At 51.8% G+C, this 15,712-nt stretch carries 17 protein-coding genes; 8 read left to right on the forward strand and 9 right to left on the reverse strand.

All coding sequences use genetic code 11. The features are described 5' to 3' along the window. The first annotated feature begins 496 nt into the window (after nucleotides 1–496). Together AC0LWN_RS22775 and AC0LWN_RS22780 are read left to right on the forward strand one after the other, a co-directional pair. On the forward strand, nucleotides 497–1,054 hold the full coding sequence (locus tag AC0LWN_RS22775) for an SLOG family protein (RefSeq protein ID WP_474669364.1): 558 nt from the start codon (nucleotides 497–499) through the stop codon (nucleotides 1,052–1,054). A gap of 13 nt (nucleotides 1,055–1,067) precedes the next feature. Beyond that, nucleotides 1,068–1,394, forward strand: coding sequence for a YciI family protein (locus AC0LWN_RS22780; RefSeq protein ID WP_474669366.1), 327 nt, complete (start codon nucleotides 1,068–1,070; stop codon nucleotides 1,392–1,394). Nucleotides 1,395–1,567: 173 nt separating this feature from the next. Here AC0LWN_RS22780 and AC0LWN_RS22785 read toward each other — a convergent pair whose 3' ends face one another. From AC0LWN_RS22785 to AC0LWN_RS22800, 4 genes are all read right to left on the reverse strand, one after another. Further along, the gene (locus AC0LWN_RS22785) at nucleotides 1,568–3,028 is read right to left on the reverse strand and encodes an amidase family protein (RefSeq protein WP_474669368.1); all 1,461 of its coding nucleotides are present in this window, start codon (nucleotides 3,026–3,028) and stop codon (nucleotides 1,568–1,570) included. A 100-nt stretch (nucleotides 3,029–3,128) separates the two neighbouring features. Continuing rightward, a complete protein-coding gene (locus tag AC0LWN_RS22790) occupies nucleotides 3,129–3,629 on the reverse strand; it encodes a hypothetical protein (protein ID WP_458967309.1) in 501 nt (166 codons plus the stop codon). Between the two features lie 434 nt (nucleotides 3,630–4,063). Then, the gene (locus tag AC0LWN_RS22795; RefSeq protein ID WP_474669370.1) at nucleotides 4,064–5,473 is read right to left on the reverse strand and encodes a HAMP domain-containing sensor histidine kinase; all 1,410 of its coding nucleotides are present in this window, start codon (nucleotides 5,471–5,473) and stop codon (nucleotides 4,064–4,066) included. Further along, nucleotides 5,461–6,141: a response regulator transcription factor gene (locus AC0LWN_RS22800; RefSeq protein ID WP_474669521.1), complete on the reverse strand. Its 681-nt coding sequence runs from the start codon at nucleotides 6,139–6,141 to the stop codon at nucleotides 5,461–5,463. The genes AC0LWN_RS22795 and AC0LWN_RS22800 overlap by 13 nt, the downstream gene beginning before the upstream one ends. A 199-nt stretch (nucleotides 6,142–6,340) precedes the next feature. Between AC0LWN_RS22800 and AC0LWN_RS22805 the strand changes: the two genes are divergently transcribed. The 5 genes from AC0LWN_RS22805 to AC0LWN_RS22825 all read left to right on the forward strand — a co-directional run bounded on the left by AC0LWN_RS22805 (nucleotide 6,341) and on the right by AC0LWN_RS22825 (nucleotide 10,047). Beyond that, nucleotides 6,341–7,057, forward strand: coding sequence for a YceI family protein (locus AC0LWN_RS22805; protein WP_474669372.1), 717 nt, complete (start codon nucleotides 6,341–6,343; stop codon nucleotides 7,055–7,057). Nucleotides 7,058–7,213: 156 nt separating this feature from the next. Then, complete coding sequence (locus AC0LWN_RS22810; protein ID WP_474669374.1) at nucleotides 7,214–7,543, forward strand: nucleoside triphosphate pyrophosphohydrolase; 330 nt, start codon at nucleotides 7,214–7,216, stop codon at nucleotides 7,541–7,543. A 41-nt stretch (nucleotides 7,544–7,584) separates the two neighbouring features. Next, nucleotides 7,585–7,935 (forward strand): DUF1648 domain-containing protein, encoded by a 351-nt coding sequence (locus AC0LWN_RS22815; RefSeq protein ID WP_474669376.1) that lies wholly within the window; start codon nucleotides 7,585–7,587, stop codon nucleotides 7,933–7,935. Nucleotides 7,936–8,021: 86 nt separating this feature from the next. Then, nucleotides 8,022–9,020: a Gfo/Idh/MocA family protein gene (locus tag AC0LWN_RS22820; RefSeq protein ID WP_474669378.1), complete on the forward strand. Its 999-nt coding sequence runs from the start codon at nucleotides 8,022–8,024 to the stop codon at nucleotides 9,018–9,020. 70 nt (nucleotides 9,021–9,090) lie between these two features. Beyond that, entirely contained in the window at nucleotides 9,091–10,047 is a 957-nt protein-coding gene (locus AC0LWN_RS22825; RefSeq protein WP_474669380.1) for an ADP-ribosylglycohydrolase family protein, read from the forward strand. 8 nt (nucleotides 10,048–10,055) lie between these two features. Here the strand turns inward: AC0LWN_RS22825 and AC0LWN_RS22830 are convergent, their stop codons facing one another. The 5 genes from AC0LWN_RS22830 to AC0LWN_RS22850 all read right to left on the reverse strand — a co-directional run bounded on the left by AC0LWN_RS22830 (nucleotide 10,056) and on the right by AC0LWN_RS22850 (nucleotide 14,341). Next, nucleotides 10,056–10,862: an RnfABCDGE type electron transport complex subunit D gene (locus tag AC0LWN_RS22830; protein WP_474669382.1), complete on the reverse strand. Its 807-nt coding sequence runs from the start codon at nucleotides 10,860–10,862 to the stop codon at nucleotides 10,056–10,058. Then, entirely contained in the window at nucleotides 10,852–11,748 is an 897-nt protein-coding gene (locus tag AC0LWN_RS22835; protein ID WP_474669384.1) for an FAD:protein FMN transferase, read from the reverse strand. The genes AC0LWN_RS22830 and AC0LWN_RS22835 overlap by 11 nt, the downstream gene beginning before the upstream one ends. Nucleotides 11,749–11,761: 13 nt before the next feature. Beyond that, nucleotides 11,762–12,307, reverse strand: coding sequence for an FMN-binding protein (locus tag AC0LWN_RS22840; protein WP_474669386.1), 546 nt, complete (start codon nucleotides 12,305–12,307; stop codon nucleotides 11,762–11,764). A gap of 95 nt (nucleotides 12,308–12,402) precedes the next feature. Further along, nucleotides 12,403–13,665: a sensor histidine kinase gene (locus AC0LWN_RS22845; RefSeq protein ID WP_474669388.1), complete on the reverse strand. Its 1,263-nt coding sequence runs from the start codon at nucleotides 13,663–13,665 to the stop codon at nucleotides 12,403–12,405. Further along, nucleotides 13,655–14,341, reverse strand: coding sequence for a response regulator transcription factor (locus AC0LWN_RS22850; protein WP_458966231.1), 687 nt, complete (start codon nucleotides 14,339–14,341; stop codon nucleotides 13,655–13,657). The genes AC0LWN_RS22845 and AC0LWN_RS22850 overlap by 11 nt, the downstream gene beginning before the upstream one ends. Before the next feature lie 229 nt (nucleotides 14,342–14,570). Between AC0LWN_RS22850 and AC0LWN_RS22855 the strand changes: the two genes are divergently transcribed. Continuing rightward, nucleotides 14,571–15,677 carry a serine hydrolase gene (locus AC0LWN_RS22855; protein ID WP_474669390.1) on the forward strand — a complete coding sequence of 369 codons (1,107 nt, stop codon included), beginning with the start codon at nucleotides 14,571–14,573 and terminating at the stop codon, nucleotides 15,675–15,677. Nucleotides 15,678–15,712: the final 35 nt, after the last annotated feature.

Consider the following 15,712-nt stretch of genomic DNA (forward strand, 5'->3'; position numbering starts at 1 on the left):
TATATTCAACGCTTTTCGTTGAATGTCCAATGGACAAGTGCTAAAATAGTGGGTATAAAGATGATTAACGTTTCCGTATACTAAAAAAGAGACTCCGCCGCGCCAACGGCAAAGTCCCTTTTAGGACCAGTAAGGCTGTGGATCACCACGGCGCGCATGAACAAAATAGCTAGCTCAAGCGAAACCCACCGTTAAGGCGCCAACCTATTACGCGGTGGGTTTTCGCTTGTTCCGAAGTTTCCTACGCAGTAGACGATAGAGCTTTCGTACACTAAACACAAGGCTCAGTAACGAAACGATCCAGCGCAGTACATCGTAGCACGACACAAGTGCGGTCATCGGCGCCACTATAGAATACAAAAATTCTTGAAAAGACCAAAATTGTTCGAATTTACTTCCTCAAAGGAATCACAGTGGTAAATGTTATATAATGCAGAATATATAAGCTACGCAGTTACGATCAAAGTATATTAGCAGCACAGGAAAGAGGCAGCACATGACAACCTTATTGGTAACAGGGTACCGTGCGCATGAGCTCGGCATTTTTGACAGCAAGCATCAAGGGATTCCCTATATTAAAAAAGCGCTGATGAACAGGTTGATTCCACTCATAGAAGAGGGGGTAGACTGGATCATTACACCTGGACAATACGGTGTGGACCTGTGGGCGTGCGAGGTCGTGTTGGAGCTGAAACGGCAGTATCCCGGTCTGAAGCTGGGTATTATTACAGCACATGCCGCTCCTGAGGAGAAGTGGAAGGAAGAGAAGCAGAACGAATACCGGCGGATTGTTGCAGGGGCGGACTACTATGGGGCCGTGAGTAATGCTCCGTATGACGGAAGCTGGCAGTTCCGGGCCAGGGATGATCTGCTGTTCCGCAAAAGCGACGGCATTCTCCTTTTTTATGATGAGGACGCTGCCGAGGGAAGCTCGAAGTTCTTCAAAGAGCGGGCGCTGAAGCTGCATGCGGAGGGTGATTACAGCCTCCATGTGATACATGCCGAGGAGATTCAGAATATTGCAGATGAAGAGAGCCAGCGCGGCTATGAATGAGGAGGTTGCACCTATGAATTCTGATATTATTGAAGAGGATATTTGTTATGTTATTCTGCTGAGTCCAACAGAGCAGGACCGCAGAGATATGGATATCATCCGGGCGCATGTCAAGCATTTGCAGGAGCTGGAACGCAGCGGCCAGCTTGTAATGTGCGGTCCTTTCGACGATTGTCCGGGCGGCATGGTGATCATTCGTGCGGAATCCCGTGAAGAGGCTGAGCGGATTGCCGAGCGTGATCCATATATTGTAACGGGCGTCCGCAGCTATGAGCTGCGCACCTGGAGCCTGTCGCATGCGGGCAACCGGCACATGGGCATAGCTGCGGAGGCGGAATAAGAGAGGGCCGTTCCTTGTTGAAGGACGGCCCCTTTTTAAAAATATATGATTTATATGTTTCACACCATAAATCATCTTTCTATTTCTCGCTGAAACGAATACCTGAAGGCGATACAGAGCATCGCTGCTTCGGAAGCATAGGCTTCTTTTAAGGATGGCAAAACCGTTTCTACTTACTTAATGAAGCTCTGCAGTGAAGGCGCTTTGCGAACCTTATAATTCTGCTCGTAGGCGTAGGCCAGCCGGATCAGTACCGGCTCCTGATAAGCCTGTGCCGCAAAGGCTACGCCGAAGGGAACCCCGGCGGAGGTGTAGCCGGAGGGCACGACAATGGACGGATAACCTGCCCTTGAGGTGATCCGCGCACCGAAATCGGCCGGGAATAGCAGCGCGTCAAGCTGATGCTCCCTCATCGTGGCGTCGATACCTAGCTCCTTGCAAAGGTTGAGATCTGTTGCCCGGTCGTGCAAATACTGCGGCTCGGTGAGCGTACCGGAGGATCTATATTCGGCATCCAGCAGGGTGGCCTGCCCGAATTTCAGCGTTTCCATCGGATGGGCATGATTGAAGTCGATAATATCCTTCAGCGTACGCATCGGAGCACCCGGACCCAGGCGCGAGAGGTAGGCGTTTAGTGAGGTTTTGAATTCATTCAGCACTACGGAAGAATACTTGATGTCCCGCGCCGTTCGGATGTCTGCCGGATCAATAATGACGGCCCCGAGTTCGCGCATCCGTTCCACTGAGGCGTTGAAAAGCGCAAGCTGCTCGTCAGTCAGCTCCTCAAAGTAATAATCCCGGGGAATGCCGATCCGTGCGCCCTGCAATCCGTTCGGGTCAAGGAAGACAGTGTAGTCCTTATGCACCCTGCCTGCACCTGTCCCCATAGCGGCATCGCTATAATCCCTGCCCAGCATCGCGTTAAGCAGCAGCACCGCATCGCGGACGGTCCGCGCCATAGGGCCGGCGGTATCCTGTGTGTTCGAGAGCGGCAGAATGCCGGAGCGGCTGAGCAGGCCGACTGTTGGCTTGATGCCGATAACCGAGCCAAGGTTGCCGGGATTGAGAATCGAGCCAGAGGTTTCCGTACCGACAGACACGGTGCAGAAGCTGCAGGCTACGGCTACCGCAGAACCGGCGCTGGAGCCGCCTGTAGGTGTAGAAATATTGTAGGGGTTAAGCACCTGTCCCCCGCGCGAGCTGTAGCCGGACGGCATGCCGTTCGTCATGAAATTGGCGAATTCCGTCATGTTGGCTTTTCCCATAATGACCGCTCCGGCTTCGCGCAGCTTGGTGACAAGGAACGCATCCTCCCCGGCAAAAGAATTCGCTAAGGCCAGTGATCCCGCACTGGTGTGCATTTTATCCCCGGTGTTGATATTATCCTTCAGCAAAACCGGTATGCCATGCAGCGGACCCCGGGGACCTTGCAGGGAACGTTCCACATCGAGAGATTCGGCAATGAACAGGGCATCCGGGTTAATCTCCAGGACGGAGTTGATCGTCAGCCCGTTTTTGTCATGCTCAGCGATGCGTTCCAGATACATGAGGACTAATTGTCTTGACGTCATTGTGCCGGTTTCCATTGCTGACTGAATCTCGGAAATGGTAGCCTCTACGATTTCAAAACTCATGCAGGTTCACGCTTCTTTCCCTGAAGGATGAGCGCCGGATAGCTTATCTGCCGAACTCATAGGGATGTGGCCCGCTCCGGCAATAACGGGTGCTATGCAATCAGGTAATGTCCTGCGAGGGAGCAAAACCCTCCTCCGCCAAATACTCATGGGCTTCTTCAAGCGTTTCGAAGGCCATCTCCAGATGAAGCCCGGCATAGAGGTACCACAGGTCATCCTCCAGCTTCAGGCTTAGGCTATGCCCCTCTTCATTGGTCCACAGCGTATCCTTTCCGGCCGCTTTTTTCTTCTTGCGTTTGCTCGGAGTTGGGGGCTCCGGGATAAACATGGACAGGGAGGTGATGGAAGCGTCCAGAAGGCTCCGCAGCTCAGCTTCCCCGTAGTCCCGGATGTTCACCATCCCCTTGTCATCCGTCTCATAACCCCGCAGCAGCCCGGCATATACAAAACCATTGCCGCTCGGATGCAGATGGAAAGCCACGGTTTTCTTCTCATGACGGCTTTGTTCAAAGTGGTAGTTCACCCGTCCGAGCGATACATTTTTCCGTTCAAGCTGGGGGTAAGAATCGAGAATCGCCAATTTCTGTTCAAAAGTAAGCATATACATCCTCCGGTTCACGGTTTCTTTTTCACAATTAGTGGAGCAATCGGAATGATTATATCATGCAGCGCTTCCAAGGACTATAAAATGCAGAGCGCCTTCAGGGCAATCGCTTACGAAATGAACTGCGAAATTGAATGAAGTGGAAAAAGGAAACCTAATTTACGAATTTCACCGATTTTTTGGTGATTAGATGGAAAAAGTAGACTTGATTTTCTCCATTCCCCCCCCATTCAGTGATTTTAGAAGGAAATAAGTGGAGTTTTTCCCGCTAACCATTCCGGGGGAGGTCACTCAGCGGGATGAAGTGGAGACATTCCACCTCAGTACCTGGTAGATAGGCAATCGCTTACGAAATCATTGATTCCTGAAATTTTGAATGCAAGGATTCAAAAAAACGTAAGCGATTGCCTTGACAGCGCAATGCGGCAGAACTAATCCCACAGCGGCAGGGTTACCACAAATGAGCAGCCTTGCTCCGGCTTGTCGCCAAGCCGCAGGCTTCCGCCCATCGCCTCTGCGAGCAGGCGGCTGAAGGTAAGGCCGAGGCCCAGTCCGCGAAGTGTACTTTGCTTGTCGCTGCTGCGGAAGAAGGCCTCGAAGATCAGCTCGCGATTGTCCGGTGCAATGCCTTTTCCGTTATCAGTAACGGTAATTTCCGCATTGCCCTGCGGGGACTGCGCAAGGGAGATGTTCAACTGAAGCTGCTGCCCCTGCCGCCTGGCCTGCACGCTGTTATTGAGCAGATTGACGATGATCTGCTGGATGCGCAGCGGATCTCCCCGCAGCGGCAGCGGTTTGGCCGGAAGCTGGAGCACAGGCTCCAGGACATTCTCGTTCTGCGTGAGCTTCCACTGGTAGACGATTTCCTCCAGCAGCGGAACGGCATCCAGCCGGTCATGACGGATGGCGACGATGCCTGCGGTCAGGGCATTGTAATCCAGAAGATCAGCAACCATGCGCTGCAGTCTTTCCGCCTCCAGCAAGGCGATATCGAGGAACTCGTCCGCTTCCTCATCCTCGACAATGCCTTCGCGTACCGCATGGACCAGTCCCTTGATCGACGTGACCGGCGTCTTCAGCTCATGGGAGACTCCGGCCAGCATGACCGCCCTGGACTGCTCGAATTGCTGCAGCTTGCCGGCCATCTCCTGAAAGGAGAGCAGCAGCTCATGGATTTCCCGTTCCTTAGCTTCCGTCCCCAGAACGATATTATATTCGCCGCCGCTGATCTGCGAGGCGGCGGCGGCTACCCGCTGAATCGGCTGGGCCAGCTTGATGGACAAGAGATAAATGGTCAGCCAGCTTAAGATAATCAGGAAGATCACAATAATGAAGAAAAAGGTGATCTCCTCTTGGGGAATGTACTTGAGCGTGCGCTTGGCCTGCAGCACCATCACATGTCCCAGCGTTTTGCCGTTTCCTTGAATCGTTGCAACTGCAGTCTTGAATTCCGGGCTGCGCGCAGCGTCCAGACTGTCATTAAGCTCGTAGCGCATCTCCGCTTCGGTCATCTTCGGATCCGAGAAGAGCAGCTCGCCTCCCGGCCCTGTAATGATGACGCACATTTCCGCTGTCAATTTAAAGAACCGCTTGCGGTCCTCAATCAGCACACTCAGATTGGGGGTGATATTCAGATTGCCGTCCGCATTGATGCTGCGGTCGGCAATCTCCTGGGCAAGCATCCCGGTGGTCTGCATGCGGTTGTTCATTGCTTCCTGCTGAATCCACCAGAAGGTGACCAGCGCGGTGAGCAGCAGCCCGATGCTGATGATCAGCAGGTAGCGGATCGTCCAGTAGGAGAGGATGGAGGTGTGTTTCCTCCGCTTCTTCAGGTGGTCCATAGTTGATACCCCGTTCCGCGCAGAGTGCGGATCTCCCCTTCAGCGGCAGGCCAGTGCGAAAGCGCCTGCCGCAGCCTTTTGATCGACAGATCCACCGCACGGTCACTCCCCTCGTAATCCATTTCCCATACATGCTCAAGCAACTGGTCCCTCGTACAGATTTGATTCGGGCGCTCTGCAAGGAACAGCAGCACCGACATATCGCGCGGGCTTAGGAATACTTCAGCTCCGTTCAGGAATACACTGCGGGCGCCGAAATCAATAAACAGACTGCCGAAATGGCGTTTGCGACTGCCGTCAGACCACTGGGACGGGCGGCGCAGCACCGCGTTTACACGCGCCACTACCTCCTCGGGAATGAAGGGCTTGGACATATAATCATCGGCCCCGCCGTCCAGTCCGGCCAGCCGGTCTGCTATGCCGTCTTTGGCTGTCAGCATAATTACGGGACAACTGCTTTTCTCACGGATAAGGCCAAGCAGCTCGAAGCCGTCCATATTCGGCAGCATGATGTCGAGCAAGATCAGTGAGGGCGGCGCAGCTTCAAAGGCTTCCAGCGCAGTGCGCCCGTCGGCGGCGCGGGTGACCTGGAAGCCAGCTTTTTTCAGATAGGCGCTAAGCACCCGGGCAATGGCTTCTTCATCTTCAACAATCAGAATGGATTTCATCATATACAGCAAGCCTCCTTAACAAGTCCGGCGGGACTGGACGGTTCCCGGGACAGCGGCCATGGATTTAGTAAAAATTAAGACAATTTTAACACAGGTACGGGGGACGGCGCTTTGACTTATTCCCGACATATTGCTTTGTTAGAATGGTAGCCAAGCCATAGAGAACATACAAAAAATATGGATGGAGGAAAATAGGATGAAGAAAAAAACAATCGCCGTAGTCGCCGCAGGAGTCGTTGTTATAGGAGCCATCACGGCTTTTACCTTATTAAGAAACAGCTTGGGCAATAATGTTGAAATCGAGTCCGTAATTCCGGCACAGACGCAAGGAGCAGCGAACGGAACGAATTCTACAAATACAACAGCACCTTCGGCGGGAGCAGCCGTTACAGCGGAACAATTAAACGGTACGTGGAAAATAGCCGACACTTCGAAAGTATACTGGTCGGTAACGACCTCCCAGGAAACGGTTAATTTCGTGGACCCTTCCGTTACAGGAACCTGGAACGTGAATCTGGACAATGCCAGTGCGATGACTGGCGAAGGCTCGGTGGAGATGAGCGCGCTGGATTCCGGCAACAGCCAGAGAGACGAGCATGTGAAGAGTGCGGATTACCTCTCGGCAGCAGAATTTCCACAGTCCACCTTTGTTGTGAAGTCGTTCTCCGAGCTGCCGGCTGAATGGACCGAGGGTACAGCGGTACCGGTTCAATTGCAGGGAACGCTGACCGTCAAAGGCATAGCGAAGGACGTTACCTTTGATTCCCAAGCGGTGTACAGCGGCGGACAGCTTAAGCTATCCGGCAAAACAACCGTAACCTTTGCGGACTTCGGCATGACCAACCCGCACTCGATTGTACTGGATACAGAGAATAATCTTGATGTCCGTCTGGAGCTTGTACTGGCGAAATAACAGGACTGTTCCAATCAGATAAGTTAAAAAACTCTTCCCGGCTGCCGCCTGCGGTTTTCGGGAAGAGTTTTTTGCTGTGAACAAATTGCTGCAGCAGTCAAAGCAATCCCGGGCAGGATGACGATAGAGAATATATAATGGAAGGAGCTGCTTAAGTTGCCTGAGTACCATAAGCTAGTGCGTGACAGAATTCCGGAGCTGATTGCTGCCGGGGGGCGGACCTGTACAACCAGAATACTGGAGCATGAAGAATACATATATGAGCTGCGAATGAAATTGCGTGAGGAAGCGGAGGAGTACTTCCGCGAGGATAATGACAGGCTGGCGCTTGAAGAGCTGGCGGATCTGCTGGAGGTCATCCGGACACTGGCGGCGATTCACGGAGGCAGTCCAGAGGCACTTGAGCAGATCCGCGCAGAAAAAGTAGAGCGCCGCGGCGGATTCCAGGAACGGATTTTTCTGCTGGGAGTAGACGAGGGCAGTTAGCCGTACCTTCGGTTGGTCTAAGTATAGGAGGACGATAATTCATGTTCAAAAGCAAGCTGACGATGATCATAAGCAGTGTTGCTGCGATGATCCCTGTGTTGCTGTATATCTATCTCTACCCCAAGATGCCGGATTTTGTGCCGATTCATTATGATGGGGCGACGGCTGACCGGTTTGTGAATAAATGGAGCACGGAGTTGCTCCTGATCTGCCTGTTTGGCTGGTTCGGCTTTATTTTTATCCGGCTGCTTCATCTGCTGCTGCGCAAATTGTTCCTGAAAAGCTACATCCAGGATCTTGCACTCATCAGCCGGATCTGGAATGCGGCAACACTGCTTGTGACGATAGGTTTTTCCGCAATTAGCGTATACGCGTTGCTCGCTATGGTGTGACAGACTATGGCGACGCTTGTATACGCTAAATATAGTTTGGTAGAATCAAGGGGATCAGGCTCAAATACAAGGAGGATTGATTTTTTATGATAAAAGACAACGCTTACAAGGTGAAATGGGGAATTCTCAGCACCGGCTGGATCGCGCACCAGTTCGCGACCGATCTGGCTCATGCCAGCAATGGGATTGCTTATGCTGTCGGCTCGCGCAACCAGGAAAGCGCCGATGAATTCGCCCGCAATCACGGCATTCCCGTTGCCTATGCCACGTATGAGGATTTGGTAAATGATCCGGAGGTGGATGCGATCTATATTGGGACGCCACATCCTTTCCATAAAGACAATGCACTGCTTGCGCTGCGTGCCGGGAAGGCTGTTCTCTGTGAGAAGCCGTTTACCGTGAACAGCGGCGAGCTTGAAGAAGTCGTGTCTTATGCCCGTGAGCATAAGCTGTTCCTGATGGAAGCGATGTGGAGCCGCTATATTCCGGCCAATGCCAAGGTCAGAGAATGGATTGCCGCAGAGCGGATCGGAGAGGTCCGGCTGGTGCAGGCCGATCTCGGCTTCCGTGCGGAATGGAATCCGCAGAGCCGTCTGCTGAATCCGGCGCTGGGCGGCGGAGCGCTGCTGGATGTCGGCATTTATCCGATTTCTTTTGCTTCCATGATTTTTGGACCGCATCCTGAGAGTATCGCCAGTACTGTGCATATCGGTGAAACGGGTGTGGATGAGCATTTCTCGCTGCTGCTGTCATATGGCGGGGGCAAAACAGCAGCCTTGAGCGGCGGAGTCCGCCTGAATATGCTGCAGGAGGCCAAAGTGTTCGGAACGCAAGGTCATATCATTGTTAAGGGTTCCTTCATAAATCCGAAATCGGCCGAATTGTATGTCGATGGCGAGCTGGCAGAGACCTTTGAGGATGACCGAACGTCCGTCGGGTACGTCTTCGAAGCGGAGGAAGTAGGCCGTTGCCTGCAGGCGGGGCTTACTGAAAGTCCGGTGCTGAAGCTGGATGAATCCCTGGCGATCCTGAAGCTGCTGGATCAGGTCCGCGCCCAGTGGGGGCTTACGTATCCTGGTGAATGAACGCCTGATGGATTCGTAGATGTAAAGACGTCTGTTAATGTTCAGTAGACCCCATACAGGAGGTGCGAAAATGACACTGAGCAGCGACCGGTATCAAGGCTGCCTGCAAGGGCTGGCGGCGGGGGATGCCTTAGGGACCACCGCCGAATTTAAGGCGCCTGGCACGTTTGCGCCGCTTGTCGACATCACCGGGGGCGGTGTGTTCAAGCTCCAGCCGGGGCAGTGGACAGACGATACCTCAATGGCGTTATGCCTTGCGGACAGCCTGCTTGCGGTCCGGGGCTTTGACCCTGCCGATCAGATGGAGCGGTATGTCAGGTGGTTCCGCGAGGGCTTCCTGAGCAGCACGGGCGAGTGCTTCGACATCGGGAATGCCACGCGCTCCGCATTGCTGCATTTCGAAGCCAGCGGCGAAGGCTACAGCGGCTCGGAAGACCCGCTTGCCGCCGGAAACGGCTCGATCATGCGTCTGGCGCCCGTGGTAATGTATTATGCGGAGGACCCGGCAAACGCCGTAGAGTATGCGGCGCGAAGCTCACGGACGACACATGCGGCTGCCGAATGCGTGGATGCCTGCCGCCTGATGGCGGCTTATATCCTCGCCGGGCTGCACGGCTGGAGCAAGCAGGAGGTGTTGGACCCTGAAGCCTTCGAGGGCTGGCTGCAGGAGGAGAAGCTGCAGCGCAGCATCCGGGACATTATGCGCGGGTCCTACAAGCATAAAGAACCGCCGGAAATTCAAGGCTCGGGTTATGTGGTGCAATCACTGGAAGCCGCACTTTGGGCATTTCACAGATCCTCCAGCTTTGCTGAAGGCGCACTGCTCGCCGTCAATTTGGGCAATGATGCCGATACCACAGGCGCAGTTTACGGGCAGATTGCCGGTGCTTACTACGGGCTGGGCGGCATTCCTGCCAATTGGTCTGCAAAGCTCGCTATGCAAGGGCTGATCAGCGATTATGCAGAGCGGCTATTCTCGGAGCGGGCTGCTGGAGCTCCCCCTTTTTATACGCCTAAAGTTCAATAGAATACAGATCACGATAACGAAGCTCTCGAGGCCCGTGTATGATAAGAAGGTCTTGTTCTTGCATAGTGATAGAGGTTACCGGCAAGCAGTCCTACAAATAAGTAGATCAGACCGCCGAAGTATGCGTATACCATAGCTCCGACAACAGCGCATAGGATACCGAAAATGACTTGATCTTTATATTTGGCTGGTGAGGTAGGCGGGTCCGTAAGCATAAACAGGGCAAAGAACAGGCTGGCATTGATATAAGGAATCCGCAGGGCATCAGTAGCGTCGCCAAACTGGAATATTCCCATGATCAGCAGCAGGACGAAATATGTGCCGAGGAAGGAAAAGACCAAAGGGAATTTATTCACACGGTTCGTTACCAGATAACCGCCGATCACGGGGAAAATCAAGGTCCAGGCCGGAAGGTCGCCGAAGGCCCCCCACCAGCTCTGTCCGGTTTGAAAGAGCAGGCTGGATAACAGCAGGCCGAGAGCCGCCGGATTGAAAATGGCCTTTTTCTTATTCACAAACACATATTTCGGCACAATAGCGAGCAGGGAAGTCGCAGCGACAACGATCCATGAAGCGCTTGTGCTTAAGATCAGAGCGACGATAAGTCCTGTAATGACGGCACTATAGGGCGGGGTGCGTTTCTTTTTGACAAGAGAGGTGCATAGCATGTCAGCGGCTACGGATACACTGACGGCAATGCCCGCGTTGATGATGCCTTTGATATCCATTGATCCGGCTGAAGCCAGCAGTACATAGGCAAGCATGCACAGGATGACGTACCCTTTTGGTGTTTTGAGCCATTGTTTAACTTTCAATGTGTATCCCTCCAAGCGTAACTGTTGTTAAATCGGGAGTGATAAAGATTCCCTTGAGATTCACCTGCTCAATAAACGCTGCCCCTTGCTCCACACCAGACAAAAAGCTGGCTGTCGAGAAGGCGTCCGCCATCATGGCATAAGGGGCGATTACACTGCAGCTAACCATTTCATGCGGCGATTGTTTGCTGCTTGGGTCGATAATATGATGAGTTTCCGGGTGTATGGAGCTTTGGCGCTCATAGCTTCCGGAAGTGCAGATGGCCTCGTTTGAAAGCTCAAGTGTGTGGAGGATTTGATCCTGCTGCACAGGATGCTGAATTCCTATCTTCCACTTGCTACCGGTTTCATCCAAGCCTCCGGCATACAGGTCGCCCCCGGCATTGACGACAAAACCGTCGAAAGCTTGCAGCTCATGTGCGGCTAAATCAATGGCAAAGCCTTTGGCAACCGCCCCTAAATCAATGACCAGCGGCTTCTGTAAATATAGCGTATGCTTTTCCTCGTCCAGAACAATATCCCGGTAGGAGACGGAAGCTGAGGTAGAGCTGTGAATCGTTTGCCGGGTTAAGTAATGTTCATTAAAACCCAAGTCCTCCAGCACCTGCCCCACCGTGGGATCAAACGAGCCTTCGGTCAACTCAGCCACCTTCAGGGCAAACTTCAGCGGCTCAAACAAAAACGGGCTAACCGGTATAGGGGTCTGAATCTGTCGCGTAGACTGCATCAGCTCACTATCCGGGCTAAACCGGCTGCAGGCCTGCTCGACCTTGCGAAAGGCTTCGAAGGCCCGATCCAGGGCCGCCTCAGCGGCTTTATCCTGTGATCTACCGGTAATAACCTGGATCTCCACGGTGGTATCCATAAACAGTTTTATCCTCTTCATGATCTCCCCTCCGTTAAGCGTTCAACGCTTGGTCAAGCGCATTTTGGATGGCGTCCCTAAACGCCCTGGTGCTATAGGTTGCGCCTGATACGTTGTGCACCTTAGCGCTTTGATTCTGTACAATTTCTTGGGGTAAGCCGGCTATATAGTCTTGAGAGTAACGCATTCTGTAATCACTGACTTCTACTCCCGTAATTTTATCGTTCTTAATGCTCACCGCTACCTGAATAGATCCGCGCCGGTTGTTTCCTGCGCCGTAGAAGGTTCCGTTTTTATATTTGCTTTTGACCGTGGGAGCGGGGGTGGCTGTTGCAGCTTTGGGCTTAACCTTAGTGCTGGCCGGTTTGCCGGTTGGTTTGCTAACTTTAACGCTGACCTGACTGCCAGCCGGTTGGCTATCCAGCTTGCTGCCCTGATTGCTGGATGAGCCGCTTACCTGACTGTAGGGTACGGGCTGCTGAATAGCCGCCAGCGTGTCGGTTGAGAAATAGCCTGCAGTGTAGATCGCTCCAATCGCTGCGGAACACAGGATGACCCACTTATTGTTCATCTTTGCCATATGATTAATCCCTCCAATAGAATGCTTGTGTGAATAATTTAAGTATAGGAAGGGATTATTGAAATTTTCTTAAAATGAGCGGGCCGGAGAACAAGCTACAGCTTCTTGGGGAAAATGAGCTGGAATTCTGTCCCGCTCCCCTCCTGGGAGGCGACACGAATCGTCCCTTTATGGGCAAGCACGATCCATTCGGCGATAGACAGGCCAAGACCTGTTCCGCCCTCGGTGCGGGACCGGCTTTTATCCCCGCGATAGAAGCGTTCGAACACATGTGGAAGATCGTCCGGGCTGATCCCGCAGCCGCTGTCTTTCACAAGGACGCGGACAGAGTGGGGGGAATTGTGGCAGCTTAGCTTGATGGAGCCGTCCGGCGGAGTGAACTTAAGCGCATTATCCAATAAAATAATGAATAATTGCCGCAGGCGGTTGTCGTCACCCTCAATTTCGGCAGGCTGGAGCTGGGAATGGATCTGAATGGACTTCATTTCGGCCAGAAGCTCAAACTGCTCGGTGATCTCTTGGAGAAGAAGATGCAGCGGAACCGGGGCGGCGTGAATCTGGAGCTGGTTGGAATCGGTTCTTGCCAGGGTCAGCAGATCGTCAATCAGCCGGCCCATGCGTTTGCTTTCTTTTAGGATCAGCGCAATGTTCTGGCTCTCCTCTTCAATGGTATGCTGCGGATGACGGAACAACAGCTCGGTACGGGTCTGAATCACGGCAGTTGGCGTGCGCAGTTCATGGGAGGCGTCCGCAACAAATTGCTGCTGCTTGTTCCACGACCGGCGAATCGGCACAAGGGCATGTCCCGCCAGGAAGAAGCCGATGAGTATCGAAAAGAGCACACCCACAGCGCAGCCTATGGCGAGGTCCATACGGAGTGTGTCCAGCATTTTGTTCTCCTCTTCCAGATTTCTGACCACAACCACATAAGCGACATGAGAGTCTGTGGAGAAGACGGTCGTTCCTCTAGTGGTATTGGCAAAACCCAAAGTCAGATATTCCCCGTTGTCGCCGGTCACTACAGTCCGGGGTGCCCCCCCAGCGGCAGCATCCTTGATTCTTTGGGCCTCTTCACTTGTGAAGCCATGCTTCGGATATTGAATGATCAGCTTTCCTTGCCCGTCCCAGAAGAAATAGGAGGTTCTCCGGTCGGCATCAGGCTCGGGATGATCTTCTTGAAGCATCTGGTCGATGGAAGCGCTTTGCATAGTTTTGGCTGTATTCAGGATAGCTTCATCTGCTTCATGAAATAACCGGTAGCGGAGATGAATATACAAGGCGAAGCCCGATACAAGTAAAATCAATACAAGGACTGCCGAGTTCAGCAGCACCAGCTGGCGGCGGGTTTTACTGAACATGGTCTTCTCCCTTCAGCAAATACCCCACTCCGCGGATAGTCTTCAGATAGAGGTCGCCTCCATAGGGAGCCAGCTTCTTGCGCAAATGGTGGACGTAGACATCCACGGCAGAGGAAGCCGATTCCGAATCGAAACCCCATATCCGTTCAAAGATTTGCTCTCGCGATAAAATCTGATCCTTGTTGCACAGCAAAAATTCCAGCAGCTCATACTCTTTGGGGGTAAGCTTCAGAGCTTCCTCGCGGGCAAAAGCGTCTCTTAAAGAGGAGACCAATTGGATCTCCCCGCATGTCATATTGCCTTCAAGATTAACGGTTCCCCGGCGTCTTAACACGGCTCTTGTTCTGGCCAGCAGCAGGGTGGCGGCAAAGGGCTTGGTCACATAATCATCCGCTCCGGCATCCAGTCCCTTCACAGAGTCCTCGACGCTGTCCTTTGCTGTGAGCATAATGATCGGCGTTGCCACCTGATTCTCCCGCAGCCGCTTGACGATTTGAAGACCGTTCATTCCCGGCAGCATGATATCAAGCACAATAAGATCGAAGCTCCCGTTCTCTGCCAGGTAAAAGCCTTCATCCCCGGTCGAAGCTCCTGTTGCATCAAAGGATTCATTTTCATAGATTTCAAGAATGGCTTCGAGCAATGGAAGATCGTCTTCAACAATTAGTATTTTCATCCGAATCACCTCTGATTTCATTCTGTTTCCATAGTATCAGTTGCGGATTAATTTTTTATTAAAGCCAAGATCAGCTTGACCTTGTATTTGAGATCATTGTCATTTTGGCTGTCGCCGTCTCTTTTTGCCAAAGACATTGATCTGGTGCATACTGATGAAGAGGTTCACGATTATCTGAAATCGTTTCGTCCGCTGGAGCCAAACTGACTACAACTGAGGATGAGGGGCTATGAAGATCATTTTAATTATTTTGGTTATAGTTTTAATGTTTGTTTTGATAGGTCTGCTACTTGTCTTACTTGCGAAACGCCAAAATAACAAGAAAACAGAAATGGACGTACTGAACTTTTTATTGGAAAATCCGGATAAAGCCTCTTTGTATATGCTCAAAAATGGTGTGGAGACAATCAGTTACAACGCAGAATTAAAAATGCCCCTTGCCAGCACTGCGAAAGTGATCATTGCAATTGAGTTTGCCCGCCGGGCAGCCGCCAAAACATTAGACGAACATGAGCTTGTCTCTCTAGAGGAATTAAATAAATTTTATATTCCTGGTTCTGATGGCAACGCTCATCCAAGCTGGCTCAATTCGATCCAGTCAGGCGATCCAGAGGTTAATGGAAAAACAACGTTATTTGAAGTCGCTCACGGTATGTTATCACACAGTTCCAATGCCAATACGGAATTTCTGATGGCAAAATTGGGTTTGGAGAAGATAAATGAGAATGTAACGGCACTCTCACTTTCAGCACATGACAAGCTTTTTCCTTTTTCGTCTGCAGGATTAATGTCATCTTATCTTCAAGAGACAGAAAACATAGGATTCAAAGAGTCGATGCAACAAATAGAGGAGATGAGCTATGAGGAATATATGCAAAAATCCATAGAAATCCATCAGCGGCTGAACAGTAACCAGGGGACATCATGTATTCAGAAATGGAACACCAAGCAAAATTATGCGCGAAAGCTGCAATTGCTGGAATCACGAAAGCTTCCCCGCTCAACCACTAAAGAATATGCTCACCTCATGAAGCTCATCCACAAGGAGGAGTTGACTCCTTCTACAATAAATCCAGTTATGAAACGGTTAATTCAGCGGCAAGTAGACCCTTCCAAATTAAAAGAGCTTGGCAACAAAGGCGGCTCTACCATTTCTGTTCTGACAGAGGCTCTATACTGCACAGATCTGGAAGGAAATGATATGCAATTAGCTATTTTTATTCACGAAGAATCTGGCCTGGATCATATCTGGCTTAAAGAGAAGCTGGATTTGTTTTTGTTCAAATTATTAAAGAATGCCGAATTTCAGGATGAGGTAAGCAGGAAGTTATCCTAATGATCAGGAATAGGTTTAAAAAAAGAGGTCCCGGC

It is taken from the genome of Paenibacillus sp. sgz302115, assembly GCF_056120445.1.